General features: G+C 56.3%; 19 protein-coding genes. 13 read left to right on the top strand and 6 right to left on the bottom strand.

Annotation, left to right across the window (positions count from 1 at the left end; genetic code table 11):
• Positions 1-135 precede the first annotated feature (135 nt).
• From ettA to KQI65_14080, 3 genes are all read left to right on the top strand, one after another.
• Positions 136-1,806: an energy-dependent translational throttle protein EttA gene (gene ettA, locus KQI65_14090; protein MCB2205871.1), complete on the top strand. Its 1,671-nt coding sequence runs from the start codon at positions 136-138 to the stop codon at positions 1,804-1,806.
• Positions 1,807-1,980: 174 nt separating this feature from the next.
• Entirely contained in the window at positions 1,981-2,523 is a 543-nt protein-coding gene (locus KQI65_14085; GenBank protein MCB2205870.1) for a TlpA family protein disulfide reductase, read from the top strand.
• Positions 2,524-2,537: 14 nt separating this feature from the next.
• Entirely contained in the window at positions 2,538-2,750 is a 213-nt protein-coding gene (locus KQI65_14080) for a hypothetical protein (protein MCB2205869.1), read from the top strand.
• 84 nt (positions 2,751-2,834) lie between these two features.
• On the opposite strand, the gene KQI65_14075 is transcribed toward KQI65_14080, so the two are convergent.
• From KQI65_14075 to KQI65_14055, 5 genes are all read right to left on the bottom strand, one after another.
• Positions 2,835-4,148, bottom strand: a complete 1,314-nt coding sequence (locus KQI65_14075; protein ID MCB2205868.1) for an ATP-binding protein — start codon at positions 4,146-4,148, stop codon at positions 2,835-2,837.
• Between the two features lie 186 nt (positions 4,149-4,334).
• A complete protein-coding gene (gene gatD, locus KQI65_14070) occupies positions 4,335-5,723 on the bottom strand; it encodes a Glu-tRNA(Gln) amidotransferase subunit GatD (GenBank protein ID MCB2205867.1) in 1,389 nt (462 codons plus the stop codon).
• On the bottom strand, positions 5,720-7,645 hold the full coding sequence (gene gatE / locus KQI65_14065; protein MCB2205866.1) for a Glu-tRNA(Gln) amidotransferase subunit GatE: 1,926 nt from the start codon (positions 7,643-7,645) through the stop codon (positions 5,720-5,722). Before gatE ends, gatD begins: the two co-directional genes overlap by 4 nt.
• 200 nt (positions 7,646-7,845) lie before the next feature.
• Entirely contained in the window at positions 7,846-10,200 is a 2,355-nt protein-coding gene (locus KQI65_14060; GenBank protein MCB2205865.1) for a PKD domain-containing protein, read from the bottom strand.
• Between the two features lie 218 nt (positions 10,201-10,418).
• Positions 10,419-11,063, bottom strand: coding sequence for a hypothetical protein (locus KQI65_14055; GenBank protein ID MCB2205864.1), 645 nt, complete (start codon positions 11,061-11,063; stop codon positions 10,419-10,421).
• A gap of 419 nt (positions 11,064-11,482) precedes the next feature.
• Here KQI65_14055 and KQI65_14050 point away from each other — a divergent pair, with 419 nt between their 5' ends.
• Both KQI65_14050 and KQI65_14045 read left to right on the top strand, forming a co-directional pair.
• A complete protein-coding gene (locus KQI65_14050; GenBank protein ID MCB2205863.1) occupies positions 11,483-12,241 on the top strand; it encodes an ABC transporter ATP-binding protein in 759 nt (252 codons plus the stop codon).
• Positions 12,241-14,244 carry an ATP-dependent helicase gene (locus KQI65_14045; protein MCB2205862.1) on the top strand — a complete coding sequence of 668 codons (2,004 nt, stop codon included), beginning with the start codon at positions 12,241-12,243 and terminating at the stop codon, positions 14,242-14,244. The genes KQI65_14050 and KQI65_14045 overlap by 1 nt, the downstream gene beginning before the upstream one ends.
• A 22-nt stretch (positions 14,245-14,266) precedes the next feature.
• Here the strand turns inward: KQI65_14045 and KQI65_14040 are convergent, their stop codons facing one another.
• Complete coding sequence (locus tag KQI65_14040; GenBank protein MCB2205861.1) at positions 14,267-14,926, bottom strand: YigZ family protein; 660 nt, start codon at positions 14,924-14,926, stop codon at positions 14,267-14,269.
• Between the two features lie 68 nt (positions 14,927-14,994).
• Here KQI65_14040 and bshA point away from each other — a divergent pair, with 68 nt between their 5' ends.
• The 8 genes from bshA to KQI65_14000 all read left to right on the top strand — a co-directional run bounded on the left by bshA (position 14,995) and on the right by KQI65_14000 (position 24,133).
• A complete protein-coding gene (gene bshA / locus KQI65_14035) occupies positions 14,995-16,119 on the top strand; it encodes an N-acetyl-alpha-D-glucosaminyl L-malate synthase BshA (GenBank protein ID MCB2205860.1) in 1,125 nt (374 codons plus the stop codon).
• Positions 16,120-16,273: 154 nt separating this feature from the next.
• Positions 16,274-18,799 carry a tetratricopeptide repeat protein gene (locus KQI65_14030; protein MCB2205859.1) on the top strand — a complete coding sequence of 842 codons (2,526 nt, stop codon included), beginning with the start codon at positions 16,274-16,276 and terminating at the stop codon, positions 18,797-18,799.
• Between the two features lies 1 nt (position 18,800).
• Positions 18,801-19,589, top strand: coding sequence for a dihydroorotate dehydrogenase electron transfer subunit (locus KQI65_14025; GenBank protein ID MCB2205858.1), 789 nt, complete (start codon positions 18,801-18,803; stop codon positions 19,587-19,589).
• Positions 19,586-20,548 (top strand): dihydroorotate dehydrogenase, encoded by a 963-nt coding sequence (locus tag KQI65_14020; protein ID MCB2205857.1) that lies wholly within the window; start codon positions 19,586-19,588, stop codon positions 20,546-20,548. The genes KQI65_14025 and KQI65_14020 overlap by 4 nt, the downstream gene beginning before the upstream one ends.
• A complete protein-coding gene (locus KQI65_14015) occupies positions 20,545-21,546 on the top strand; it encodes a hypothetical protein (protein ID MCB2205856.1) in 1,002 nt (333 codons plus the stop codon). The genes KQI65_14020 and KQI65_14015 overlap by 4 nt, the downstream gene beginning before the upstream one ends.
• A 102-nt stretch (positions 21,547-21,648) precedes the next feature.
• On the top strand, positions 21,649-22,374 hold the full coding sequence (locus KQI65_14010) for an SDR family oxidoreductase (protein ID MCB2205855.1): 726 nt from the start codon (positions 21,649-21,651) through the stop codon (positions 22,372-22,374).
• A gap of 32 nt (positions 22,375-22,406) precedes the next feature.
• Positions 22,407-23,237 (top strand): LOG family protein, encoded by an 831-nt coding sequence (locus KQI65_14005; protein ID MCB2205854.1) that lies wholly within the window; start codon positions 22,407-22,409, stop codon positions 23,235-23,237.
• The gene (locus KQI65_14000) at positions 23,234-24,133 is read left to right on the top strand and encodes a transglutaminase-like domain-containing protein (protein ID MCB2205853.1); all 900 of its coding nucleotides are present in this window, start codon (positions 23,234-23,236) and stop codon (positions 24,131-24,133) included. Before KQI65_14005 ends, KQI65_14000 begins: the two co-directional genes overlap by 4 nt.
• Positions 24,134-24,140 lie beyond the last annotated feature (7 nt).

Raw genomic sequence — 24,140 nt, 5'->3', positions numbered from 1 at the left:
TTCTGCCATCTGCCATCTGAAATCAGGGATTGCTTCCGGCATGAAGCCAGGCATTCCTGAAAACACGAAAGGAAGCAATCCCTGCTCCTGTCTGATTTGTCATCTGAAATCTGAAATCTGAAATCCGAGATTAGAATGGACAACAAGATCATCTTTTCCATGGTGCGTGTGAGCAAGATTCACAAGCCCAACAGGACAGTGCTGAAGGATATATCGCTGTCGTTTTTTTATGGAGCGAAAATCGGGGTGCTCGGACTCAATGGCGCCGGGAAGTCGACCCTGCTGCGCATCATTGCCGGACTCGATGACGACATCCTCGGTGAGGTCACCGCGAACAAGGATATCAGCTTTGGTCTGCTGCCGCAGGAACCGCAGCTGGATCCCGAAAGCACGGTGCGCGACATCGTCGAAGAGGGGGTGCAGGAAACGGTGGACCTGCTGAGGCAGTACGAAGAGGTCAGCGCTGCCTTCACGGAACCTGATGCGGACTATGACGCACTGCTCGACAAGCAGGGGAAACTGCAGGAACGCATCGAACAGCTCGACGCATGGGATCTCGACAGCCGCCTGGAAATGGCCATGGATGCCCTGCGCTGTCCCCCGCCCGAAACGCAGATCAGCGTTCTCTCCGGTGGAGAATTGCGTCGCGTGGCGCTCTGCCGTCTGCTGCTGATGAAGCCGGATGTACTTCTTCTCGATGAACCAACGAACCATCTCGATGCGGAATCCGTCGCATGGCTCGAACAGCATCTCGCTCGCTATGAAGGTACCGTCATCGCCGTGACCCATGACAGGTATTTCCTGGACAATGTTGCCGGATGGATTCTTGAGCTCGATCGCGGCGAGGGCATTCCTTTCAAGGGCAATTATTCGGCGTGGCTCGAGCAGAAGCAGGCGCGTCTCGCCACCGAGGAGAAGCAGGAGAGCAAACGGCAGCGCGCGCTGGCCGAGGAACTCGAATGGGTGCGGATGAATCCGAAGGGACGCCACGCGAAAAGCAAGGCACGTATTTCTGCGTACGAGAAGCTGCTGGACGAGGAGCATGAGCGTGCGCGTGAGGAAATTGAAATTTTCATTCCCACCGGACACCGGCTGGGTGATATTGTCGTGGAAGCAGAGGGACTCACCAAGGCATACGGCGATAAAATTCTTTTTGAAAACCTGAATTTTTCACTTCCCCCGGGTGGGATAGTCGGAGTTATCGGTCCCAATGGCGCCGGAAAAACCACGCTGTTCCGCATGATCACCGGACAGGAGGAAGCGGACAACGGCTCGATCAACATTGGGAAAACCGTGCAGCTCGGATACGTCGATCAGAAGCGTCCCCTCGATCCCGGCAAAACAATCTGGGAAGAAATTTCCGGCGGGGAAGAGACCATGAAGCTGGGCGACAGGGAAGTGAATTCCCGTACCTATGTCGCCCGTTTCAACTTCAGCGGCTCCGATCAGCAGAAGCAGACAGACATGCTTTCGGGTGGTGAGCGCAACCGCGTTCATCTCGCCAAAACGCTGCGCGAAGGCGCCAACGTTCTTCTCCTCGATGAGCCGACCAACGATCTCGACATCAATACGCTGCGCGCCCTTGAAATCGCCCTGCAGAACTTTGCGGGCTGCGCCGTGGTCGTATCCCATGATCGCTGGTTCCTCGATCGCATCGCCACGCATATCCTCGCCTTCGAAGGCGACAGTCAGGTCGTCTGGTTCGATGGCAACTACAAGCTCTACGAACAGCACCGCAAGGAGCGTCTCGGCATCGATGCCGACCAGCCCCATCGCATCAAATACCAACGCCTCACGCGGGAGTAGCTGATTGCAGATTACAGATTGGAGATTGCAGATTGCAGATTGCAGATTGCAGATTGCAAACTGGAGAGGAGCAGGGATTGCTTCCCCTGTCATGTCCCCGGATGTTTACAGGCTTTGTGGAAGCAATCCCTGATTGCTGAGAATGGAAAAATGAAAAGATTGAAAAAACGAAATATGACATCTCGGAAACATGTTTCCATCGTTCCATTTTTCCATCTTTTCATCGCAGCACTGATACTGATGGGGAATGCGTCGGCGCAGATTCGCGTGTCGGTGGATGGCCACGCAGCAGCGCAGCGAAAGATGCCGGCGGTGGGAGATACGGTACGTGGTATCTATATCGGGTCGTGGGTGGCGAACGCACCGGAGAGCGGTGAGGCATTTCACGGGAAGCCCGTGCTCCTGGAATTCTGGGCAACCTGGTGCAAGCCCTGCATGCACGCCGTTCCGCATCTCAACGAACTCCAGAAGGAATTCGGGGATCGGGTGCAGTTCGTCGCCATCTCCCAGGAGCGCGCAAGTACTGCAGCGAAGACCCTCAAGAAGCATCCCATGCGTGCCGCCGTGGGCGTTGATACCGAGCAGGGCACGACGCACAAGGTCTTCGGGGTGCATGTGATTCCGCGCACCTTCGTACTCAGCGCCGACCGCGTGGTACTGTGGACCGGACATCCAACCCGCCTGACGGCGGAAAAACTGCAAAGTCTGTTGGAGTAGCAGCTTCGCCGCGCGTGATTGAGAATACTGCCGACAAGGTGCTCGAACCGGTGCACACCTGGTTCTATACCGACCTTGTCGCCCTGCAGAAAGAAGGCGTCTCACATGAGGATATCCGCACACGCCTCTGGGCGAAACTGGAAAAAGACGAAAACCTCATGACGCTCTTCAAATCACAATATGAAGCTGAAAAATCCCACCTGCCCTTCACGGTTGAAGGCTGGTAGTTTTTTGAAGGACCCGGGGAAGTCTGAACTTCGTGCGCACTATTCTCCTTGCATAAAGTACGATATATTAAATAATTGTACTTATTAAAAGGACGAATTGAGGAGCCAATCCGCCGCGCAGCGCCATTGAATGTCCGGGGGAAGTGACGGGTTTGGTGGGATGGTATCGAGTGTGATGAGAAGCGGGGTGGCATGGGGATGGAGTCGGGCAGCGCTTTCAAGTGCACGTACTTCCCGATCATACGTTGATGTCTCTGCGATACTGCTCGCGACCTGAATGAGTGCAAAGGTGCCATCCGGGAAAGAGGCATGGAAATCAACCTCATATCCCTCCTTTGTGCGGATGTAGCCGATTTCGCACCCGCGACGTTCGAGTTCGAGCATGATGACGGTCTCCAATGCGTGCCCTGTATTCGGAACAGGGGTACGTTCGTAGACTTCGATGAGACCCGGATCGATAGGATACGCTTTCCGGGGATTGACCATGCGTTGTCGTTCTGACCCCGTATGCATCGACACAATCCGCACGAGAAAGGCGTCTTCCAGATACTCGAGATAGGCATGCACAGTATCTTTCGCAACGGCAATGCCCTGCGAGCGAAGCGTGTCATAGTGTTTCTGTATGCTGAACGTGCCGGCAGGGGATGATAGGAGCTGACGCTGCAGCCATCGCAGCGAGGTTGGATTTGATATCCCGTGCCGCTCAAGCACGTCGCGCAGAACGGCAACATCGACATAGCTGCGCAGAAGAAGGCGCCGGTCTCGTGTTTCAAGTCCCTGCGCCTCCGGGAAACCCCCTTCTTTCAGATATGCATGCAGGTGAGCGTCGATTACAGAGCGTTCGGCCTTAGTCAGCCGTTTCCATTTTCGGGAGGGCTCCATTCCCTGATGCCTGAGTGCTTCACGGAAGCTGAAGGGAAGAACTACCGTCTGAAGCGCTCTGCCGCGCATACTGCTCGCCAGTTCCTGACTGAGGAGGCGGGATGAGGAGCCTGAGAGGAAAACGCCGATGCGCTCTGTATCCATCAGGCGGCGGACAAAACGCTCCCACCCGCCGACGAGTTGAATCTCATCCAGGAAAAAGGTGACCGTTCTCTGATCACGCCACTGCGGAAGCAGACGGTAATAGTCCTCCAAAATCCATTGCAGGTCATTTGATTGAAGTCCCGTCAGTCGTTCATCCTCGAAATTCAGATACAACAGAGCCTCCCTCGGCACACCTGCAGCAAGTCGTTCGGAAAGACATTGCATGAGGAAGGTTGTCTTGCCACTGCGACGCATCCCTATGATCGCATGAGCTTTGTTTTCCACCCTGGGAAGCACCACATCTCTTCTCGTGGAAGGCTGCAGCTTCATCCCCAGAGAATCAACAATCATCTGATGCAGAAGTTCGCGCATTGCATTCTCCTTTTACTAAGGATAATATAAATTGGTAATATCCTTCTGTCAAGGAGAAAATACAGAACGTCCCCCGATTACATCGAGGGACGCAATAATATCGCCGTGAGAATCCAGCCTGCCGCGGCGCAATCCCAAAGGGACGAAGCCGGGTGTTCCCTTTGAGCGAATGCAGCTGATTACACGTTACCGCCGGATTTCACTTACGAATTCATCCACCTCGGGAATGCCGCCCTGGAAGACGAGGTATCCGTTGTACGGTTCGCGGGTGGTGATTTCGCCGTTGACCGGGGTGAGCATGATGTCGCGCACGACCTCGAGGTCGTCGCTCTGTCCCAGCGCCCAGCCGAGTTTGATATAGGCGACTTCCGGCAGCATATTCTGCAGGGGAATGACGCCCAGTCCCATCATCTCGCGTCCGGTTTCATAGACGTACATCTGCGCATAGCCCCAGAGCGTCTGCACGGTCATGTACACCGCAACACCAGCTTCCTGTGCGCGTTTCAACGCGGGATAGAGCGGCTTGTTGACGTGCCCGAGTCCGGTACCTGCGATGATGATGCCTTTGTACCCGCGCTCGACCATCATATCCATCATGTCGGGCTGCATGTTCGGGTAATAATAGAGTATGCCGATTTTTTCCTCGAACACGGCCTTGATTTTGACGTCCTTGTCGTGCCGACGGTGATTGTAGTCGTCGCGAAGATAAGAGAACTTGTCGCGGTCGACCATGGCCAGGGGAATGTCGGACAGGGTACGGAAGGTGGAACGGTATGAGGAGTGCATCTTGCGCACCCGGGTGCCGCGGTGCAGCAATCCGTATTCGTCGGAGGTTGGACCGAACATGCAGACCATGACTTCCGCGATGTCGCAGTCTGCCGCCGTCTTTACACTGTGAATCAGATTGAGAGCCGCGTCGGATGAGGGACGATCACTCGAGCGCTGCGATCCGACCATAACGATGGGAACAGGGGAGTCCTGCACCATGAAGGACAGGGCCGCCGCGGTGTGATGCATGGTGTCGGTGCCATGACCCACGACAATGCCGCGCACCCCTTTGTCGATCTCTTCTCCAATGCGCGTCGCGAGTGTCATGTACTCTTCGGGACCCATGTTCTCGGAGAAGACGCCGAACAGCTTTTCAGTCTCGAGGTTGCAGATGTCGGCCAGTTCGGGAACGGAGCCATAGAGTTCACCAGGGGTGAATGCCGGGATCACTGCGCCGGTACGGTAATCGAGCCGACTGGCGATGGTGCCGCCCGTGCCGAAGAGCACCACGCGGTTTTTCTTCGGATCGTAAGGGAAGGCTTTTTCAGGAATTTTGTAATGGGCTTCCTTGTAACCGAGTTCTTCGGCGCCGACAACGCGATCGGCACGGATGCCGACATTGTAGCCGGTGATCATTTTGATAACGATGTGATCGCCGTCCGCTGTTTCAGAGCGGGGAAGGACGATACCCTCGAACTGATCTTCATCAGTTTTGATGCGGGCGTCACTCCAGACACGGATTCCGAATTTCTTCAGTGCCTCGAGCGCCGCGCCCTTGTAGCCTTTGTAGGTTTCGCTGTCGCTCATGCCTGCACCTCCTTCGCGAAATACGCCTCGACTTCCTCGGCGACAACTGCGCCTGGAATGCGGCCGCGGACTTCATCCATAACCTTGTCCAGTGTGAGATTGGGAATGTTCTTTTCGTCAAACAGCGCGGAGTAGCGCACCTGCTGTTTTGCCTTCTCCACGAAGGAGATGAGGTCTTTACGTTCCAGTCGGGGCGGAATCTGCGTTTCGTCGAAACTGCCTTCCGCGATCATGCGGAGATACTGCAGCACACCATCGCGTGTGATACGCCCGTCCTTCACCGCTGTGAGAAGAGCGCGCAGCTTCGCATGATCGAATTCGTCATAGGTGTAGCCTTCGCGCAGGAGGCGGCGGGGATAGCGCCACAGCATGATGGCTGCTTCCATGGGCGAGAACCCGAATTCCTCAACTGCCGTGTCAAACACCGGGGCAAGGGGCGAGATCGCGAGTCCTTCAACCGCATCCTTCGGGACGCCGAGTTTGTTGAATTGACGGAGGCGATCCCAGTACTGCACGGGCATGCGCTCGCGAAGCCGCTCGAGGCGTTCCGGGAGAATGCCGATGGGCGGAAGATCGGTGTCGGGATACATGCGCTGGGGACCCGGCAGAATGCGTTCAAAGCCGGTGGTACCGTCACGCAGGGCCTGACGCGTTTCGGAAGGAATGCCGATGGTGACTTCCTTCGCACGGATGGCGATTTCCTTGATGGCCGTCTCGACATCTTCTTTGCCGCCCCACACGATGACAATCGTATCGTCAGTTCCACAGTCGAGCATGCGCTTGGCTTCCTTCCATTCGGCGCCGGACAGTGTTTCGCTCATGCTGTCGCTGTGAATGATGTTCGGAAGCACGGTCAGACAGGCGATGACGCGGACCCGATCAGAAAGCTCGCGTGAGAACACCGTGTTGTCCTGCGTCTGCCAGCGCAGCAGATCCACCCAGCCCGGCAGTTTGACGCCGGCAACCACATGTCCCGTCTTGATGGCGTTGGCAATCGGCATGAAGCGTGTTTTCTTCACGACGCGCGTGATATCCTCGGAGGTATACGTGAAGGTTTCCTCTGTAATACCGCGCTGCTTGAGTTCTTCACGCAGACGCAGGAGATTCCACTGCCTCTGGGCCTCGTTGAAAGTGAGCAGGGGCATCATCCCGATTTTCGGGACGCCTTTGATCTCGATGCGCGTGCCGCCGGTGACGCTGACGTTGGTATCGGCGCGTGTGGCCCCGATGCCGCGGCGGACGCGTCCCGTCGTGCGCATCATTTTACGCAGAATCTGTCCCACCTCGGCGACTTCCTGTGGGGTGCGCATATCCGGTCCGGTGACCAGCTCGATGAGCGGCATGCCCAGGCGGTCCGTGTTATAGATGCGCCGGTGTCCGACATCGCTGATTTCCCGGCAGGAATCTTCCTCGATACCGAGCTGAATCATCGAGATGTCGCGGTCGCCGTATGGGATCTTGCCGTGCACACCGCAGATCGCCGTGCGCTGGAAGCCCGTCGGGATACTCCCGTCGAGATACTGCTTGCGGGCGATATGCACTTCGTCGACCAGGGTGAGTCCCGACAGCATGGAGATCTCGAGCGCGATATCGAGCGCCTCGTCGTCCATCATGAACGGCGGTGTGTCGTCCATTTCATACGTGCAGACGGTTTCCCGGTTGACGCGGTAGATGATTTCTTTTTTCGTTTTGAATTCCATCAGCGCCGTGCCGTCATATTCGCCCAACTCGGAGAGGGTGGGACGCATGTGGCGGAGAATCTCCGCGTGATACTCCCTGGAGTAGTGACCGGCTGGACAGCGGCAGAAAAGCTTGCTCTTCGTCAGCAGCTGCTGATGTACTTCGAGACCGGACTTGAACCCGACGGTTGCATAATCTTCGGGTGTCATGTCCTCAAAAGGTTTGAACTGGAATTCGTACATGGGGGCGTTTCAGGATGGTACGTTGAATCGAAAAAGGTATGTCTCAGCAAAATTAAGACAATGGGGTGCCGGAACCAAATAGATGGCAGATGCCAGATTTCAAATTGCAGATGACAAACACCATCGTCCCCACGAAACGACGTGGGGACGATGAGCTGCTGGAATTTCAATCTGCAATCTGAAATCTGCAATCTGGAATCTTACCGGTACAGGTACACCGAGAGGCGGGTCTGGTCGCTGTTCCAGTTGATGGATTCGAGCTCCGTGACGGTGGTGTTGCCCTGCGCGTCGGTGGAGACCTGGCGGTGTGTGACGTTGGTCAGCTTTGGTTTGGCGGCGAGTCCGCGCAGCTCGCCACCGGCGGGACCACTTGCCCCGTTTCCTTCAATGGGGAAATCAGCGACCGTCATGGCAATCGTCGAATTGTAGGCACCACCGAAGCCGACGCCCGTGGAGATGGCCGTGATGGTCTCGAAGGATTTTCCGTCCTCCGCCACACGACCGGAAATGCGTGTGTTGAAATCGATGCCGGAGACGGTATAGCTGTAGTCGACTTCAAACGACCGTTCCTCCCAGGTCAGTACGGGTGCATTCCCGGTTTTGTTGGAGATGACAATGCTTGGGAGATCAACGCCACCAGTGACTTTGATGGTGCTGGGTGGTGTGCTGTCCATTCCCTGGAGGAAAATACCAACGCTGCGAAACTCCGTCACCTGTACGGTGGCGTATGCACTTTCAATGGGCGTGCTTTCGTTTCCATCGAAGAGGCGTACCTGTACATCATATTCTCCCGCCTGCTCGTACACGTGCGTCACAACGCTGTCGCCATTGACGGTCTGCGAGTTCCCATCCCCGAAATCCCACTCAAAACGCGCCTGTGCGGGAGCAGCGCCGTTACTGCGCGCCACCAGTTCGAGTTCCTGTCCAAGTGCGACACTGGTGTCGGCAGGTTCGATCCAGAGGGATTGCATGCGGATTTTGAACCACTGGAAACCTGCCCATGCGGGCGCCTCGTCTCCTCCCGGTGCAACGTTGACCTGTATGCCGACGAGATTCACACGATCCGTGTGTTCAATACGCAGCTCTCCCGGGGGATCGCGTTTTTCAACCTCACCGATGTCCGGCAGATCAACCCAGGCCACCAGCTCATAATCGAGCGATTTGTCGGCGGCCTCGATTTCGACACGGAAATCACGGTAGGGAATGTAGGTCGTTTTTCCCGTCGTACCATCAAGAAACCTGACCCGTTGCAGGTTTTCGTCGTCGATTGGTACTGCGTACAGATCGTATTCCGGAAAAATTCCATCACCAATTGTACCGGACTGTACCTTCTGCCAGATTTCTTCAAGCTCTTTCTGTTCGCAGACCGTGGAGAGTGGAATGAAAATGATTTCGTCGTATGCGAAGGTGTCGCCGTCTTCGAGCGCGCCGGCGTTGGCGGCGGACGTATAGGGCAGGAACTTGCCCGTAGAAAAGTCGAACGTGATCACACCTTCCTTGCCCGGGTAATTCGGATCGTATACGAGTAGCCTGCCCGTATTGCCGTTGATCTCATACGCATACGCAATGATGGCATGTGCCGGGGCGTTTGCGTCGTTGCGTACCGAGAGGAAGAGGAACTGCGGCTGGTTGATCACGAGCAGTGCATAGCAGAGACTCCAGAAATGATCTTCCTCGCTGCGCTGCCATATCGGATCGAGAGGGGACTTACCATCAAGCGTCCATATCCTGCTGTCAGTCACGAAACGTTTTTGCAGTTCGGTGCAGTATTGCAGTCCCGTCGCATCATCCTGCCAGATCTTGGGCGTCTGGAACCAGTACCCGTCATTGTCGAAGTGATCGCGAATGGCAGGGGAGGATGTGAAATCCCTGAAGAACTGTGCTGCACCGATGCTCATGCCCGCACAGATGCCACCGAACTCCGGCCAGGTACCGTAGTTGACGAAGGACCAGCCATTGACTGCGGGATCGAAGAGGCTGTGGAAGCCTCCGCCTTCGCGCAGCAGTTCAATCTGCGTTGTGGACACGACGATCTCGGAGAAATGCCGCACGGCCACATCGAGGTAGTCGTCCCCGCGTCCCACTGGCGTAATCGCTTCCAGCGTCCCCTCCACACGATTGTAGTAGAACGCCATGGGAAACGCACCCTGAAGATCAGGCAGGGGAATATGCAATGTCATCGGGATATCCGCGAACACCTCACCATTGTCAACCGAAATCAGCGGGGTGGCAGGATGGAAATGCTCTCCGAATTCATGGGCTGAGATCTCGGCTGTCTCGATACGAATGGACATCCCCGAAGAGGTCGCACCTTTAGGGACAGTGAGCGTCATTCCCTGAAGCGCCGTTGCCGCGTCGGTGACTGAGACCGTACCGCCGGAACTCCCGACCTGCTCGTTGAGAACCTGTGTCCAGTCGCCGTGCGTAATCATCCCTGAATCTCCACCGCCGGGCGCGGTGGTGTTGTTCTCACTGCATGCGGCCAGCAGCGCAGCGATGCAGACAACGAATAGCGGTATACGAAACAGCGGGAAATGGACGGTTTTCGATCCCATGCGTCTCTCCTTGTCCTGTCGTTGGATGGATTCGTGACATTATTCACGGCATGGGAAAAAGATAAATCACTCCGGCGATTTCACCAATAGCGGGATGGAAAAATGGAAGGATAAAAAAATGGAAACATGAGGGGCGCCGCATGTTTCCATCTTTTCATGTTTTGATTTTTCCATCATTGCTCAGCGTCCCGCCGCAAGACGGACGATGAGCGAGCGCGCTAGAAGGCACCGAACTTGAGGGTGAGATTCCCTGAGAGTCCTCGAAGGTCCTCGTTTTTCATCCCCTCGAGCACATCAATGCCGGAGACATGCCGGTAGCTGGCGCCGATGTCCATGCGAAACCAGGAGGTCATGTTGAATTCCACATTGGCTGCAGGCTCGATCACGAAGAAGATATCGGAGGGACCGTAATCCTCATCATCATCCCACGAATTGCTGTGGTGTTCGTAACCGACGTACCAGTGCTCGCGGTAGTGCACGGCGCCGCCGCCGATGAGTGCCTGGACGTTGAAATGAATCAGGTCGTTTGGCGCAATGGTGTACTCCATGATGAAGCCACCGTATCCCATATTCAGGTACAGCGGCTCGCCGTCGTAACTGTACCGCGCCTCCGCCTCGGGACGCGCACGCAATTCGTTGACAAGCCCGTATCCGCCTGCGCCGAGCATCAGGCGATGATCGATCAGCCAGCCGCCGTAGCCGCCGACCAGCAGGGCATCCGCATTCTTTATGGAAGTCAGTCTCGCTGTCGCCGCACCATAGCCACCATGATCGACGTCAGATCCGAAAAACGTGTTCTGCTGCTGTGCAGTAGCAGGCAGTGAGAGAACGGAAATCAGCAGAAGTGTGCTGAGTAGTTTCATCTGAGAAACTCCGGTGTCTGTTGCAAAAAAACGCGGCCGCTTGCCGCACTCCTCCACGCATACGACAGCATCCCGCGCAAGTTGCACCCCGTGTGTGGAACGATGTTCGGTTGACGGCTGAGCACTCATCGATCGGCGAAGCATGGAAAGATGGAATGATCGAATGATGGAAACATACCGTAGATCTCATATTTCCATTTTTCGATTTTTCCATCTTTCCATACTTGGCCAGCCACCATGATCCCGTGTATCAGGGATTGCTTCCGGAAACAAGGTATTCCGTGTATCAGGGATTGCTTCCTCATATATGGCAGAAATCCGGGTACACATCATGGGAAGCAATCCCTGCTCCTGTCTGCTTTGCAATCTGCAATCTGCGATCTGTCATCTGTTATCCGGAATCTGCCTATATTAGCGGCATGATAGAAATTCGGAATCTGCACAAGTCATTCAACGGGGATTTGCATGTGCTGAGGGGGGTGGATCTCACCATCGGTACCGGAGAGACGCTCGCCATTATCGGACAGAGCGGCTGTGGGAAGAGTGTGCTGCTCAAGCATATTATCGGCCTGCTCACGCCGGATGAGGGAGAGGTGCTTATTGATGGAAAGGATGTGCACAGGCTGAAGGAGGATGATCTCTACGCGCTCCGGGGACGTTTCGGTTTCCTGTTCCAGGGGGCGGCGCTTTTCGATTCGATGACTGTTGCGGAGAATGTGGCCCTGGGACTCGTGGAAAACTACGACTACCCGGAACCGGAGCTTCAGCGCATCGTGGCGGAGAAGCTGGCCGTGGTCGGACTCCCCGGCATCGAAAACAAAAAGCCCTCCGAGTTGTCCGGCGGCATGCGCAAGCGTGTGGGACTCGCGCGCGCACTGGCGACGGACCCGGACTACCTCCTGTACGACGAGCCGACGACAGGACTCGATCCGGTGATGTCGAATCAGATCGATGCGCTGATCGCGCGCATTACCGAACAACTCAACGCGACGTCCATCGTTGTCACCCACGACATGTTCAGCGTCTACAACATCGTGCATCGTGTGGCCATGATGCATGAGGGACGCATGTATTTCACGGGAACGCCAAAGGAATTCCAGGCTTCGGACGATCCGGTTGTACGGGATTTCATCCTTCGCTACGGAAATGACGGGGGAGCGAAAGCGGGGCAGGCGTAATGGCCGAACGCAGCAAAAAAATATCGCTCAGGAAATCTTCCCTTTCGCTCATCACATCCGACGAGCATCGCTTTCGTATTCGCTATCGCGATGAGCTCAACGAAGCACAGTATGACGCAGCTACGCATCTCGAGGGTCCCGCCCTCGTCGTCGCGGGTGCGGGCACCGGCAAAACACGCACACTCACCTATCGCGTGGCGCGGCTCATCGAACAGGGCGTGCGGCCGGAATCCCTGCTGCTGCTCACGTTTACACGCAAGGCCGCGCGGGAGATGCTGCGGCGTGCATCTCTGCTGCTCGACGAACGCACCGAGCGGGTCTCCGGCGGTACCTTCCATTCCTTCGCGAACAGCATCCTGCGCCGCTACGCGGGTGAGGTCGGTTACAGCAGTGAATTCACCATTCTGGATCAGGGGGACTCGGAGGATGTCATCAATGTGTTGCGCACGCGTCTCGGACTCTCATCCCGCCAGAAGCGCTTTCCGAAAAAACAGACGCTGCTTCGCATGTACAGCGCATCGGTGAATACGCTGACGCCTATTGATCTCGTGATCGCGAAAGACTTTCCCCAGTTCTCGGAGCAGATCGAGGATATCGAAAAACTTGCGCAGGCCTATGTTGCCTACAAGCGGCAGAACAACGTGATGGATTATGATGACCTCCTGGTCAATCTCGTCACGCTGATGGAAAAGCATGAGGGCATACGGCGCAAGCTCAGCGAAACATACCGCTATATCATGGTCGACGAATACCAGGATACCAATCGCCTGCAGGCGCGCATCGTTCGACAGCTTTCCGCGGAGCATGGAAACGTGATGGTCGTCGGCGACGATTCGCAGAGCATCTATTCCTTCCGGGGTGCGAACTTCCGGAACATCATGGATTTCCCGAAAGAATTCGACGACACGAAAGTCATCACGCTCGAGGAAAATTACCGCAGTACGCAACCCATCCTGAATTTCACCAACGAAATTATCCGCCTGGCCGCGGAGAAATACAGCAAGGAGCTGTATACGCGGCGGGACGAAGGGATGACACCGGCGCTGATTGCCATGGAAGGGGAGAACACGCAATCGCGTTTTATCGCGCAGCAGATTCTGGACCTGCGGGAAGAGGGTGTTGCGCTCAAGGAAATCGCGGTGCTGTTCCGGGCGGGATATCACAGTTTTGACCTGGAAATCGAACTCGCACGCGCGAATATTCCCTATGTGAAATTCGGTGGACTCAAGCTGATGGAGACCGCGCATATCAAGGATATGCTGGCATATCTCCGCATCGTTGAGAATCCGAAAGACATCATTAGCTGGACGCGGGTTCTGCTGCTCTGTGACGGCGTGGGACCGGTGTCGGCCGAGCGGGTGACCGATGCCATCATGGGGGGTATGAATCCGCTGCGCGAGTCTGCGGACGATCGCGTGCAACAGCTTGTTCGTGGGAAGGAAATTCCCGTCATGCTCGATGTGCTGCGTGACATCGCAAATCCGAATGTCGCCCCCGGCGATAAAGTCGAGCGTCTTCTGCGGTATTACACGCCCATCCTGAAGTCCCGCTACGACGATCATCCGAAGCGTCTCAAGGATCTCGAGATGTTCCAGACCATCGCCGAGCGGTACGGCCAGCTCAACATCATGCTCACCGACATGGCGCTGGAACCGCCGAACGAAAGCGTGGAGGATCTGCTGCCTGATGGGAATGAGGATGAGTACGTGACGCTGTCGACGATACATTCAGCGAAAGGACTCGAATGGAACAGCGTGTTCGTCATGTACCTGGTCGACGGGCGCTTCCCGGTCAGCGCCGCAGCGGAGAGCATGGAGTCGATGGAGGAGGAACGTCGCCTGTTCTACGTTGCCTGCACACGTGCAAAGCAGCGTCTCTACCTGACGTATCCAACGAATATCTATGATCGTGCCACCGGCACGATACTCAGTAAACCGTCGCGCTTCATCGACGGGATAGATGAGCAGTACCTTGAAGGATTTGTGGTGGAACGGGAGGAATAGGGAGGGGTCCCGGGAACGGGAATCAGGTGGTTTTGACTACCGTACTGCGCTGGGTGAAATCATCGAGATCGTTCAGCAGGCGATCGCGCAGCGACAGGCGCACAGCGATATCATACGACGTCGCTTCGAGGTAGCGGCGGTCGAGGACATCCACTCCATGCATCTCGAGCACGTGATGCACCTGGCTGGTCATGTCGTACGGGAAGGTGAGTGTGAGCTGCGCGAGATGATAGCGCGTTTCGATGCGGCAGGCATTCAGCACCTCATCGGCGGCGTCGGTGTACGCGCGGGCGAGTCCCCCGACCCCGAGCTTCGTTCCTCCGAAATAGCGCACGACCACGATACCGCAATCGGTCAATTCTTTCCGGTCTATCGCGCCGAGAATGCGCTTGCCCGCGGTGCCACTGGGTTCCCCGTCATCACTGTAGCGGAAGTCATCCCCCTCATATCCCACGCGGTAGCCGAAACAGTGATGCGTGGCGTTGTAATGCTCCTTCCGCAGTGCTTCGAGCGCTGCGATGAAGTCCTCACCCGAGTCGGCAGGAATGGCATAGGATAAGAAACGCGAACCCAGTATTTTGATTTCAGTTTCCCTGCGTTCGGCAATGGTCCGATAGCTGTCATCCTCGCGATGCGATTCATCGCGTTGCGGTACATTCTCTGGCGGCGTGGTCTGTTTCATTGGCGGCGCATGGTGAAACACACAATCATCTGAACGAAGTTACGCAATACAGGGGAGCTCTCCCAGCCATGAAAATAGGCATTACCTGTTATCCCACTTTCGGTGGCAGCGGCGTCGTCGCAACGGAACTGGGGCTTGCACTGGCGGACAGGGGACATGAGGTTCATTTCGTCACCTATGACAGGCCCTTCCGGCTCGAACATTTCCACGACCGTGTGTATTTCCACGACGTGGAGATGGCCAAGTATCCGCTGTTTGAATTCGATATGTATACGCTCGCGCTCACGAGCAAGCTCGTGGAAGTCACGCAGTACCAGCAGCTCGACATCCTGCACATGCATTACGCCATCCCTCACGCAGTAAGCGCCTACCTGGCGCGCCAGATCCTGGGTCAGAACAATATCAAGACGGTAACCACGCTGCATGGGACGGATTCGACGCTCGTGGGACTCGAACCCACGTTCCTGCCGCTGATGCGTTTCACGCTGGAAAACAGCGACGGGGTGACCGCGGTCTCCCGTTTTCTGCGGGACAAAACGCTGGCGACCTATCAGCTCGACAAGGAAATCGAAACGATTCCGAACTTCATCGATACGGATGTGTACGCGCCACGGGAAGCCTGCAAGTACCGTGAGCTGTTTGCACCGAACGGGGAAAAAGTCATGGTGCACACCTCGAACTTCCGGGCGGTGAAGCGGGTGCCTGACGTCATTCGGACATTCGCGCGCGTGCGCGAGCAACTGCCGGCAAAGCTGCTGCTCATCGGCGATGGTCCCGACCGTTCGGAGGCAGAAACCCTGTGCCGGGAGTTGCATATCCTCGATGACGTGCGTTTTCTCGGGAAACAGGATGCACTCGTGGACATCCTCGCCGCCTCTGATCTGTTCATCCTTCCCAGCCAGTCCGAAAGCTTTGGCCTCTCCGCCCTCGAGGCGATGAGCTGCGGTCTGCCGGTGATTTCCACCAGTATCGGTGGTATCCCCGAGGTCAATCTCCATGCGGAAACCGGGTATATCGCGGAAATCGGCGATACTGACCGCATGGCGCGGTATGCCATTGAACTGTTCACGAACGACGCCAAGTACCGGGCATTCTCCCAGGCCGCCCGCAGACGAGCGGTGGAAGTGTTTGAGAAAAACAAAATTGTGCCGCTGTACGAGGAATTCTATCAGAGGATTCTCAACCAGCCCTGAGTTCGCCCCGTTCGAGCAGACCACGTCCCGGGAACGGCAGGCTGACGGTTGTCAGGGCTTCGGGAATGCCGTATTTTGTTCTGACTTGTTTTTCTGCGCGTACGGCGGCTAATTTTTCCGTTGCGACGATGTTGAAAATACTGATTGTCCATACGTGAAATCACACGCTCGATTCATACCACTGCTCCTTCTCACTGTGCTGTTTTTCCAGGGCTGCGCAGTGTGGGATTTTGTCGATACGCGCTGGCAGAACGCAACGGGGTATTTCAACACCTATTACAATGCGATCCGGACTTTCGAGCAGGCTGAGGACGAGATCAAGCAGCGCCGCAATGAGCGCTCGATTGATCCGCAGCATGCGGCACAGGCGACGCAGGTCGAAATCCCCGAAGGGATGCCGGAGGCACAGCGCAAGCAGATCCAACGAGACATGGCCATGGAGCAGGGCAGCGTGCCTTCCTCCGCCATCGTGCTTCTCGACAAAGTGATCGAAAAATGCTCCCGCATCCTGATCAACTATCCCAAGAGCAAGTGGGTAGACAACTCGCTGCTGCTTATCGGGAAGAGCTACTACTATAAAAAAGAGCCGCTGCGTGCCGAACGGAAGTTCCAGGAACTGCTTGACAGGTATCCCGACAGCGACCTCGTTCCGGAAGCCATTCTCTGGCTGGGGATGTCGTATACCATGCTGGAGGATTACGAAAAGGCGGAAATCACACTGAACAGGGCCGTGGAAGTTGCGATCGAGGAGGAAGAGGCCGATGTCGCTTCCCTCGCCTACTATGAACTCGGGAAAATGCATCTGCTGCAGGGGAATCGCGCCCAGGCTGTCGCGGATTACGAAGAAGCCGTGACGTTTGCGGCGGACCGCGATGAACTTCTCCAGGTACAGCTCTCGCTCGCCCGTGAGTATGAGCGGCTCGGAGAGACCGAAAAGGCGGCCAAAGCATACAGTGATATTTTCAGGCTCGACCCGTCGACGGATCTGGCGTTCATCGCAGAGCTGAATTACGCGAAGCTCACACGCATGAGCGGTGACCTCGACGATGCGAGCAATACGCTGATCAATATGCTCGAGAATCCGCAATACCTCGACTATGACGCGAAAATTCAGCTCGAGATCGCCCACCTGTACTATGCGTACCACGAGCGCTACCTCGACGTCGACGACAGTCTCGCTGCCGATGCCTTTGATGCTGCTCTCGAGCAGTATACGTTCGTGGATACCACGTTCTCCGGCACCGCCGAGGCGGCGGACGCCTTCTACGAAATGGGTCGGATCTACGAGTATGATGTCGAAGATTATGACAATGCTTACGAGAATTACAGTCAGGCGAAACTCGCGTTCCCGGGTGTGGAATCCGCTCGAAAAGGGGAAGTGAAGGAGAAAATCTTTGGCGATTACCGCAAGCTGCGTAACCAGATTTCGATGAAAGACACCACGCTGTTTTTTGCTCTGAATCCGGATTCGCTGCGAGTGCGCGACAGTCTCAAGGTCATCGCCGATTCGCTGGATCGCGAGAAAAAGATCGCCGAAGGCGTGGATGAAAAAAACATGACCGATGAGCAGCGCATGGCGGAGCGTTTCCGCCGTCGCCGTCCCCATGGCCGTAATACCGGCCGGGTCAATCCCTGGGAAATGGAGCTGGAAAAACAGCAGGCGGCCATGGCTGCGGGATTGCAGAACACGCAGGGTGCGATGAAGGCGGCGGGACCGGAGTACCGGCGCGTCGACCTGACCAAAGTCAACCCGGATTCCCTCCGGCGTGTCATCGCCTCGCTGCAGATGGAAATGGGATGGCAGATGTACGACCGCATCGAGAATGTCGATTCCGCCCGATGGTACTATCAGAAAGCTTTTGACGGGAACCTCAGTGATTCCCTGCGGCCCCAGGCGCTGTATACGATGGCAGCGATTGAGCGCAACACGGGGAACGAAGAAGGAGCACGGCAATTCGAGGATCAACTCGTCGGGAATTATCCCACCAGTCCCTACGCACACAGCATCATGGAGCTGCGCGGCATGCCGCTGCCGAAAGATTCCACCGCCATCGCGCAGGAAGCGTACGACGCTGCTGCAGATGTGCTGGAGAATGGAAATCGTCAACAGGGCATTGCCATGATGAAACAGGTCATGGCGGATTATCCGAATTCCGAGATCGCCCTGCGTGCGCAGCTCGCCATCGCCATGCTGTACGAGGAGAACCGAGGTGAGGAGGCGCTCGCCATGTACAAGGAGATGGTGAAAGAGCATCCGAATTCACCGTATTCCAAGCGTGGCCATGAAATCCTTGAGGCTATAGAAGGTGCCAAGCGCCGGGCGGAGCAGGAAAAAATTGACGCTGCGCGTGAAGCGGAGCGCAAGCGCAAGGCCGAGGAAGAGCGCAAGCGCATCGAGCGCCGCTATCAGAATCCGTTACTTGATGAGGAATTGCGTCTGCGCCGTGACTCCGTACGCACGGAAGAAAAGCAGGTCGATCCGACCAAGGATAAGGACTTCCCGCTGCGCCTCCCGGGCAGCACACCGCCTGACGAAGATGGTGGAGAGGAATCCGGCGAAGAACAGACACCGAAATCGCGTCCATCCGTGCGCCCCAACCCCGACAGTATCGATCCGCAGAATCTGCCCGGCGACACGCTTCGCCGGCTTACCCCACCTGTCCCTATCGAGAGAAAATAGCATGTCCCTGATCAATGCCGACCTGGAAGTGACATCGATCGCACAGGTAGCCGAAGAAACCTATGCCCTGCGCTTCCACAGTCCGGAACTGGCCGCCCGGCTCAAGCCCGGTCAGTTCATGAACATCCTTACAAGCGAAGCGGTGGAGCCACTGCTGCGCCGTCCCTACAGCATTTCCCGCGTTGAAGGTGAAGAATGTGAAATTCTGTTTTCGCTGCTCGGAAAGGGCACGCACATTCTTGCGCAAAAACGCGTGGGTGATCATATCGGCGTCGTCGGTCCCCTTGGCAACACCTTCGGATACGAAAAAGACTTCGGAACCGCGATTATTGTGGCTGGCGGCATTGGTGTCGCGCCATTTCCGTATCTGACGGCTGAGCTGCAGCGGCGGGAAATCCCCGTCATCACATTTCTCGGAGCCCGTACGACGGCGCGCGTCGTTCGTGACGGACTCACCAATCTCGAGGTCGCGACCGATGACGGGAGCGAGGGCCATCACGGTACCGTCATCGCATGTCTTGACGAGTATCTCTCAGCGCACGAGATCGATCGGCCGATGATTTTCGCCTGCGGTCCCAATCCCATGCTGAAGGCGACGCAGGAATATGCACGTGAGAAGCAGCTGCCCTGCGAACTGTCCCTGGAGTCTGAAATGGCTTGCGGCATCGGCATCTGCCAGGGTTGTCCGATAGAAAAGCATGAAGGCGAACGAAAGTATTCGCTTGTCTGCACTGACGGACCATGTTTCGATTCCAACGATATCATATTCCACGAGCATCATCACGCATGAATACCTCATACTCCCTCGGCAGCATGCATCTGAAGAACCGGGTCCTCGTCGCTTCCGGGACCTTCGGCTATGGCAATGAAGCTGCGCCCTACACCGATGTGAATGCACTCGGCGGCATCGTGACGAAATCCGTCAGCTGGCTGCCCCGGCAGGGCAACGCTCCGACGCGCATCGCGGAAACGCCCGCGGGCATGCTGAACTCCATCGGACTCGCCAATGTGGGTATCGACGCCTTCATCGCCGACAAACTGCCTTTCCTTCGCAAACTCGACACGTCAATCATCGTCAACATCGCCGCCAGCAGTACGGACGAATACATCGATATCCTGGAACGGCTCGAGGATGAGGACGGAATCGAGGCCTACGAGATCAATGTTTCGTGCCCCAATGTGAAAGAGGGTGGACTCAATTTCGGCACCCGCTGCGACATGACCGAGACGATCACCCGGGAGCTTCGCAAGCGCACGAAACGCACATTGATTATCAAGCTCACGCCAAATGTGACGCATATCGCGGATTTTGCGAAGGCCTGTGAGGCTGAAGGCGCGGATGCGGTGTCGCTTATCAATACGCTGGTCGGCATGGCCGTGAACATACGGACGCGTCGTCCCGTACTGTCGACGATTACCGGCGGACTCAGTGGTCCCGCCATTAAACCCGTAGCGCTCGCCAAGGTGTTTCAGGTGTACAGTGCGGTGAAAATCCCCATCATCGGCATCGGAGGAATTACCACCTGGCAGGACGCCATCGAGTTCCTTCTGGTCGGGGCCTCCGCCATACAGGTTGGTACTGCAAGCTTCCGTGATCCCGATGCCGCGGTGAAAATCATCCACGGCATGGAAACATTCTGCAGGGAGCAGGGTGTTGAGGACATACAGGAGCTGGTCGGCGGACTGCAGATCGATGCAGGCGTGGCCGCTCCGGGTTTTGTCAAAGCGATGGAAAAGGAACAGGCATGAGTACGCATGACACTGCTGTACGCATTCATGACGAAGTAAAGGCGACCGGTTCCGGCGCCTTTCTTTGTAAAGAGCATGGCCGCGGGGCTGTGCGTATCACGGGGAATGACACGCTTGACCTGCTGCACAGGCTGACAACGATGCCGGTGGGTGATCTGCAGGCGGGACAGGTTCGGGAAACACTGCTGACGAATGAGAAAGGCCGGGTGATCGATGCCGCGCTCGTCGTTGTTCAGGGAGCTGACGTCCTTCTCCTGCTGTCGGAAGGACGTGCGAAGGAAGTCATCACCTGGCTCGAGAAATACACCATCATGGAAGACTGCACGTATGAAGATGTGAGCAGCTCCCTTCTGCAGTACACCGTCTATCAATGCGGAGATGCAGACGCACTGGGCAGTGTCCATCTTCCTGCGCAGGGTTCGCATGCAGAACAGTCCCTGGGAAACACAAATATGCAGTTTCTGCATATTTCCAGCGTCAGCGGGGGCTGCATCCGCATTCTCTGTGACCCTGCATCCGCCGCAGACGCCGAGCGCCTGCTTACAGATGCCGAGCGCCTGCTTACAGATGCCATGGGGATACCTGTGATCGGTGACACGGCATTCACGCTCTGGCGCGTCGACAACCTCGTTCCGGCCGTGGGACATGAGCTGTCCCTTCTCGCGAACCCTCTCGAGTCGGGAGCAGCGCAGGCGGTGGATTTCGAAAAGGGCTGCTATATCGGGCAGGAGGTCATCGCGAGGTTGGACAGTTACGACAAGGTACAGCGCAAACCCTGCAGCATCGCGTACAGCGGAGAAAGCGACCCCGCGGTTTCGGTGGGGGACACGCTCTACAGTGACGGAAAGAACGCCGGTTTTCTTACGACATTCGTTCTTGATCCGCGAAGCAACACTTGGCGGGGAATCGCATTGCTGCGGCATGCTTTTGCTGATGGCGGCAACAGTCTGAATTCGTCCGCGGAAGGGAACGGCAGCACATTTATCGTCGAATCCTGACCCGAATTACAATTGCATTAATCCTGTCTTGCCGTATTGGGTACGGTGTGCATTTGCTGTATTTTTTACCCTACAGAGATGTATCACGCTGAGAGCGCAACGATGGCATCCTCTTCACGTATCGCATTCATCACGGGATCGGGCAGGCGGCTTGGCCGGCAGCTCGCCTTCGCGCTGGCGGGGAAGGGGTACGATGTGATACTGCATGCCAATGCCTCGATTGCGGGGATGGAGGAAACGGCGGATACCCTGCGTGCTGAGGGACATACCGTGTTCACAGTTCAGGGGGATCTGCAGAACGTGGAGGAAATTCGTCGCATCGGCAGGGAGATTGCTTCTTTCACTCCGAAGCTCGATCTGCTCGTGAACAACGCCGGGATTTTTCCGACGGCGAATTTCGACGATGTGACACCTGAGCTCTGGGATGAAACACAGAATGTCAACTGCCGCAGTTACTTTTTCATGACGCAGTCCTGCATCGGACTGCTGCGTGAGGCGGGGGGCTGTGTGGTAAACATTGCCAGTGCAGGGGGCTATGAGCCCTGGAACAGCCATATCCCGTACAATGTCTCCAAGGCAGGTGTCATCATGCTGACGAGGGGCATGGCCAAAGCGCTCGCTCCCGCGGTGCGCGTCAACGCCGTGGCACCGGGAATCATCATCGTCCCCGGCGAAGAAGTGATCGATCACATCCCTGCGTCCCGTTTCCCCATGCAGCGATACGGAACGCCGAAAGATCTGGCGGATGCCGTCCTGTTTCTCGCGGAGGGGACAGCCTATATCACCGGACATGTGCTTCCCGTCACCGGGGGCAGTGTGGCCGTTTGAGCAAAACAACCATCATCAAGCAGCGGTAATACATGAGCAATCACAGCGAACCGACCAAGGCGTACAAGGATCTCGAATTCCTCACCAGTCCCGACGCACGCACCATACGCCTGCTCTCGGAGTACCTCGAGCCTCTCCGCAGGCTGCGGCGCAACAAGGTGCAGGATACCATCGTGTTCTTCGGATCCGCCCGCCTGAAATCGCGTGAGGACGCACTGCGCGAGAAGCAGGAGGTTCTGGACGCCATCCATCGCTCGAGCCGCACGGAAACACCGAAATCGCTGCTCGAGCAGCTGCAGAAAGCCGAGCGCGAGGTAGAAACTTCACGCTATTACGAAGATGCCGTCGAACTGGCGCGTCTGCTTTCCGAATGGTCGCTGACGCTGAAGAAGCAGCGCTTCGTCATCTGTTCCGGTGGAGGCCCCGGCATCATGGAAGCCGCGAATCGTGGCGCGCATGCCGCGGGTGCGAAATCCATCGGACTCAACATCAGTCTGCCGTTCGAGCAGTTTTCCAATCCATACATCCCGCCCGAACTCAACTTTGAATTTCACTATTTCTTTATGCGCAAGTTCTGGTTCGTGTACCCGAGCAAGGCCATCGTGGTGTTCCCGGGTGGTTTTGGCACCATGGATGAGCTCATGGAAGTGCTGACACTGGTGCAGACCGAGAAACTGCGGAAAAAAGTGTTCATCGTGCTCTACGGAGGCGACTTCTGGAATAAAATTATCGATTTCGAAGCGCTTGCCGATATGCACGTGATCAGCCGCGCAGACCTTAGACTTTTCAAGACTTGCAATACTCCCAAAGAAGCTTTTAATTATCTCAAGAGAAAACTTACGGAGAGGTATCTCGAAAAATGACTCCCACGCGCGAATTGTATGCGCTCTATTCCCTTCTCGATGATCCGCAGGCCTCTGTTCAGCAAGCTGTTCGGGACCGGATCCTCGCCCTGGGAGAAGAATCCGTCGCCGGTCTCCGTGAGTTGACAGAAGCGCATGGGAATATGCATCAGGAGGTGGTGAGAGATCTCGTAGACGAGATCCGCCGCAGTATGGCCCTTCGCCGCCTGGAACGGGAGTTTTCGGGTCCTGACGAACCCGTGGATCTCGAAGAGGGGGCCTTCATCCTCGCCCGCTATGGCTTTCCTGAAATCAGCACAACGACGTATCAGCGCCGTCTCGACGACATGGCGGCTGACATTCGTGTGCTCGCGGGAACGCGCGCCACACCTCTCGAGACCTTCATGAAGCTGCGCAGCTACCTGTTCAGTGACCTCGGATTTATCGGGAACAGGGAAGATTATTACAATCCCAACAACAGCTTCATCAACAAGGTCATCGATTACCGCAAAGGCATTCCCATCACGCTGTCCATTCTGCTGCTGACGCTGGGGCGGCGGCTGGGGATTTCACTGCACGGCATCGGCATGCCCATGCATTTTCTCGTACAGTATGACGATGGTTCACGCATGTTCTTTGTCGACGCCTTCAACAGCGGTATCATCATCACGCGTGATCAGTGCCGGCTCATGCTGAGCTCAAGCGGTATCAGGCTGACACCAGAGATGCTCGCTCCGGTGGCGACGCGTGATATCATAGAGCGCATGTGGCGCAATCTCTATCTCGCATATCAGCAGCAGGGGGACGAACAGGAGGCCGGACGCGTTGCAGAAATTCTGAGCTATATCAACCCCGACTTCAAGGTGAACAACACCATGGACGATGACGGGGATGAAGACGAGGACGAAGATTTCTAAAGAGGCC

The organism is bacterium, from assembly GCA_020444325.1.
Classification (GTDB): Bacteria; Bacteroidota; Ignavibacteria; order SZUA-365; family SZUA-365; genus BM516.
Note: the sequence above shows the minus strand (reverse complement) of the source record. Positions and strands in the feature narration are given on the sequence as shown.

Excerpts from the sequence above, each read along its gene's own strand:
- ettA (MCB2205871.1), top strand. The coding sequence starts at position 136 with ATGGACAACAAGATCATCTTTTCCATGGTGCGTGTGAGCAAGATTCAC.
- KQI65_14085 (MCB2205870.1), top strand. The coding sequence starts at position 1,981 with ATGACATCTCGGAAACATGTTTCCATCGTTCCATTTTTCCATCTTTTC.
- KQI65_14075 (MCB2205868.1), bottom strand. The coding sequence starts at position 4,148 with ATGCGCGAACTTCTGCATCAGATGATTGTTGATTCTCTGGGGATGAAG.
- gatD (MCB2205867.1), bottom strand. The coding sequence starts at position 5,723 with ATGAGCGACAGCGAAACCTACAAAGGCTACAAGGGCGCGGCGCTCGAG.
- gatE (MCB2205866.1), bottom strand. The coding sequence starts at position 7,645 with ATGTACGAATTCCAGTTCAAACCTTTTGAGGACATGACACCCGAAGAT.
- KQI65_14060 (MCB2205865.1), bottom strand. The coding sequence starts at position 10,200 with ATGGGATCGAAAACCGTCCATTTCCCGCTGTTTCGTATACCGCTATTC.
- KQI65_14055 (MCB2205864.1), bottom strand. The coding sequence starts at position 11,063 with ATGAAACTACTCAGCACACTTCTGCTGATTTCCGTTCTCTCACTGCCT.
- KQI65_14050 (MCB2205863.1), top strand. The coding sequence starts at position 11,483 with ATGATAGAAATTCGGAATCTGCACAAGTCATTCAACGGGGATTTGCAT.
- KQI65_14045 (MCB2205862.1), top strand. The coding sequence starts at position 12,241 with ATGGCCGAACGCAGCAAAAAAATATCGCTCAGGAAATCTTCCCTTTCG.
- KQI65_14040 (MCB2205861.1), bottom strand. The coding sequence starts at position 14,926 with ATGAAACAGACCACGCCGCCAGAGAATGTACCGCAACGCGATGAATCG.
- bshA (MCB2205860.1), top strand. The coding sequence starts at position 14,995 with ATGAAAATAGGCATTACCTGTTATCCCACTTTCGGTGGCAGCGGCGTC.
- KQI65_14025 (MCB2205858.1), top strand. The coding sequence starts at position 18,801 with ATGTCCCTGATCAATGCCGACCTGGAAGTGACATCGATCGCACAGGTA.
- KQI65_14020 (MCB2205857.1), top strand. The coding sequence starts at position 19,586 with ATGAATACCTCATACTCCCTCGGCAGCATGCATCTGAAGAACCGGGTC.
- KQI65_14015 (MCB2205856.1), top strand. The coding sequence starts at position 20,545 with ATGAGTACGCATGACACTGCTGTACGCATTCATGACGAAGTAAAGGCG.
- KQI65_14010 (MCB2205855.1), top strand. The coding sequence starts at position 21,649 with ATGGCATCCTCTTCACGTATCGCATTCATCACGGGATCGGGCAGGCGG.
- KQI65_14005 (MCB2205854.1), top strand. The coding sequence starts at position 22,407 with ATGAGCAATCACAGCGAACCGACCAAGGCGTACAAGGATCTCGAATTC.
- KQI65_14000 (MCB2205853.1), top strand. The coding sequence starts at position 23,234 with ATGACTCCCACGCGCGAATTGTATGCGCTCTATTCCCTTCTCGATGAT.